This window comes from Longimicrobium sp. (assembly GCA_036389135.1).
Taxonomy (GTDB): domain Bacteria; phylum Gemmatimonadota; class Gemmatimonadetes; order Longimicrobiales; family Longimicrobiaceae; genus Longimicrobium.
This window is the reverse complement of record DASVQP010000036.1, coordinates 1-3806: the sequence shown is the minus strand read 5'-3', so window position 1 is coordinate 3806 and position 3806 is coordinate 1. Positions and strand designations below refer to the sequence as shown.

At 72.4% G+C, this 3806-nt stretch carries 1 protein-coding gene; it reads left to right on the top strand.

Features of this window, described 5'->3' with window-relative positions; translation table 11 throughout:
- Window positions 1-42: 42 nt before the first annotated feature.
- Window positions 43-3717 (top strand): ATP-dependent RNA helicase HrpA, encoded by a 3675-nt coding sequence (gene hrpA, locus VF584_08550; GenBank protein ID HEX8210224.1) that lies wholly within the window; start codon window positions 43-45, stop codon window positions 3715-3717.
- The last annotated feature ends 89 nt before the right edge of the window (window positions 3718-3806 follow it).

The following is a 3806-nucleotide window of genomic DNA, read 5'->3' as shown; positions in this document are numbered from 1 at the left end:
ACCGCCATGTCCGGCGACTCACCCGTCCCTCCCCCCGGAGGCTTGCCCACCCTGCGCTTCCCCCCCGAGCTCCCCATCTCGAGCCGGGTGGAGGACATCACCGCGGCCATCACCGCCCATCAGGTGGTCATTGTCGCGGGGGCCACCGGCTCGGGGAAGACGACGCAGCTGCCGAAAGTCCTGCTCGCCATGGGGCGCGGCCGCCCGCGCCAGATTGGCGTCACCCAGCCCCGGCGTATCGCCGCGACGAGCGTGGCGGCGCGCGTGGCACGCGAGCTCGGCACGGAGCTGGGCACGGACGTCGGCTACCAGATTCGCTTCGAGGACCGCTCGTCCCGGCAGACAGCCGTGAAGTTCATGACCGACGGGGTCCTGCTCGCGCAGATTCACAGCGACCCGCTCCTGCGCCGCTACGACACGGTTGTGCTCGACGAGGCCCACGAGCGCAGCCTCACCATCGACTTCCTGCTGGGGTGGCTCAAGCGCATCCTCCCCAGGCGCCCCGACCTCAAGGTGGTGGTGAGCTCGGCCACCATCGAGACCGAGCGCTTCTCGCAGTTCTTCGGGGGGGCTCCCGTCATCCAGGTGGAGGGCCGTACCTTTCCGGTGGACGTGCTCTACGAGCCGCCCCCCGAGGACGCCGAGCTCGCCGACGCCGTCGCCGATGCGGTGGCGGACGTGCTCTCGCTCGACCCGGACGGGGACGTCCTCGTGTTCCTCCCCGGGGAGCGGGAAATCCGCGAGGCCGAGACTGCCCTGAACGCACGCGAGCTCCGCGGCACGGTGGTGCAGCCCCTGTATGCGCGCCTGTCGGCCGCCGAGCAGTCGCGCGTCGTCGCCACCATCCCCGAGCGCCGGGTCATCCTCGCCACCAACGTCGCGGAGACGTCAATCACCATCCCGGGCATCGTGTACGTCGTGGACACGGGGGTGGCGCGCCTCTCGCGCTACGACCCACGCTCGGGCACCACGCGCCTGCACATCGAGCCGGTCTCCCAGGCCAGCGCCGACCAGCGCAAAGGGCGCTGCGGCCGCGTGCGCGAGGGCATCTGCGTGCGCCTCTACGACGAGGCGAGCTTCACCACGCGGCCCGCCTTCACCGACCCGGAAATCAAGCGCACCGGGCTCGCGGGGGTCATCCTGCGGATGAAGTCCCTCGGCCTCGGTGACGTCGAGGACTTCCCCTTCCTCGACCCGCCCCAGCCGAGGGCCATCGCCGAGGGCTGGCGGGTGCTCGAGGAGCTCGGGGCCATCGAGGGCAAGGAGCGCACCTTGACGCCTCTGGGGCACCAGCTCGCGCGCTTCCCGGTGGACCCGCGCATCGCGCGGATGATTCTCGCCGGCGCCGAGTACGGGTGCCTGGACGAGGTGCTCATCGTCGCCGCGGCGCTCAACCTGCAGGACCCGCGCGAGCGGCCACGGGAGCTCGCGCAGAAGGCGGACGAGTTGCACCGGCGCTTCCGTGACGAGCACTCGGACTTCACGGGGCTCCTCAAGCTGTGGGCGTTCGTGCGCGAGGCCGAGGGCCGGGGGACGTCCCACCTGCGGCGCGTGTGCCGGGACAACTTCCTGTCCTTCCTGCGGGTGCGCGAGTGGCGGGACGTCCAGCGCCAGCTCGAGGAGACCGTCCGCGAGCTGCGCCTGCCGAGCAAGGGCCGGGGCGCCCCGTCGCGCGGGGACGCCCTGCACCAGGCGCTCCTCACCGGGCTCCTGTCCCGCATCGGCCAGTGGAATCCGGAGCAGCGCCACTATACGGGCGCGAAGCAGACGCGCTTCATGGTCCACCCCTCGTCGGCGCTCGCGAAGAAGCCCCCCGCCTGGGTGATGGCGTTCGAGCTCGTGGAGACGTCCCAGCTGTTCGCGCGCACCGTGGCGAAGCTCGACCCGGAGTGGCTCGCGGCGGCGGCCCCCCACCTGCTCAAGCGCAGCTACTCCGAACCGCACTGGTCGGAGAAGTCCGCGCGCGCCGTGGTGAAGGAGAACGCGACCCTCTTCGGGCTTCAGGTCTTCAAGGAGCGCCCCGTGGCCCTGGCCAGCATGGACCCCGACCGGGCACGGCTGATGTTCCTCGAGCATGCCCTGGTGCGCGGCGAGTACCGCACCCGGGGGGCGTTCCAGGAGAAGAACCGCCAGGTGCTCGAGCGCGTGGCGCACCTGCGGGACAAGGCCCGGCGCAGCGAGCTGCTCGACAGCGAGGCGCTGCTGACGTTCTTCGACCAGCGCCTCCCGGAGGACGTGACGGACGGAGCGAGCTTCGAGGCCTGGCGCCGCAAGGCCGAGGCGGCCGACCCCGACGTGCTCGTCCTCTCGATGGAGGATGCCCTCTCGCACGACCCGGGCCTGTCCCCGGCGCACTACCCGGACGCCATCACCCTGCACGGCGCGTCCGTGCCGGTGACGTACACCTTCGACCCCTCGGCCGAGGACGACGGCATCACCCTGAGCGTGCCGCTGCTGCTCCTCGCGCAGCTGGTGCCCGGTGAGCTCGACTGGACCATCCCCGGGTGGCAGCGGGAGAAACTCATCGCCCTGCTCGAGCAGGTCCCCCGCGCCCAGCGCAAGCAACTGGGGCCGGTGCCGGACCTGGTCGACCGTCTCGAGAAGGAACTCGTGCCCTTCCGCGGGCCGCTGATTCCAGCGCTCGCGCGCGCGGTGTCCCGGCTGTGCGGCGTGGACGTACCCGAGGAATCCTTCCGGGCGGATGCCGTGGCGCCGTACCTGCGCATCACGCTCCGGGTGCTCGACGAGCGGGGAAAGGAGCTCGCGCGGAGCCGCGACGCCGACGCGCTGCTCGAGCAGTACGGGGGACGTGCACGGGCGGCGCTGCGCAGCGCGGCACCGGCTTCGGACTGGGAGCGCAAGGGGCTGACTGCCTGGAGCTTCGGCGAGCTGCCCCCCGTGGTCACCCGGCGGGTCGGCGGGCTCGAGGTCCGCAGCTACCCCGCGCTCGTCGACCGGGGCGCTGCCGTGGACCTGGTGCTGCTCGAGACCTCCTCCGCCGCCGACGCGGCCACGCGCACGGGGGTCCGCCGGCTCCTGATGCTCGCCGCGCGCGGACACGTGGCCGTCAGCGCCGCGCGCATGCCGCCGCCCTTCCCGTCCCTGGACGGCGCGCCGCCCGCGCGGGGCCAGGCCGACGCCTTCCGGGCGCTCGTCCTCGCACGCAGCGTCGACGATGCGTTCAAGCTCGCACCCGGTGCGCCGCTGCCCCGCACGCAGGCGGCCTTCGAGGCGCTGGTCCGTGAGGGCTCACCGCGCATCGAGCGTGCGGCCCGGGACTGGGCGGACGCCGTCGCTGACACCTCCAGGGAGCTCGCCGCGACGCTCGGTGCACTCAAGGCAGCATCCAAGGGGCCGAGCGGCGCGGCGGCCGTGCGGGACATCCGCTCGCAGCTCGGGCACCTGTTCCCCGCGAACCTCATCGAGTGGATTCGCTTCGTGCACCTGCTGAACTACCCGCGCTACCTCCGCGCGGCCCAGGCACGGCTGTCGCGTGCGGTGGCGAACCCCGGCAAGGACGCGGGGAAGTCCGAGCCCTTCACCCCCCTGTGGGAGAGCTTCCTCGCCAGGCGCGCCACCGTGCGTGACCAGGAGGCGGCGCAGGAGCTGCGGTGGGCCTTCGAGGAGCTCCGCGTGGCCATCTTCGCTCCGGAGGTGACGACGCCCGTGTCGGTGACGGTGACGAAGGTCGGCGCGGCCCTCGCGGCGCTGCGCTAGACGCGAGTGGCTGTGCGTCCGATAGGATGAGGCATGCATTCTCCCATATGGCTCCTCCTGGCCGCCCTGGCATTCGCTTGCGTCGCCTC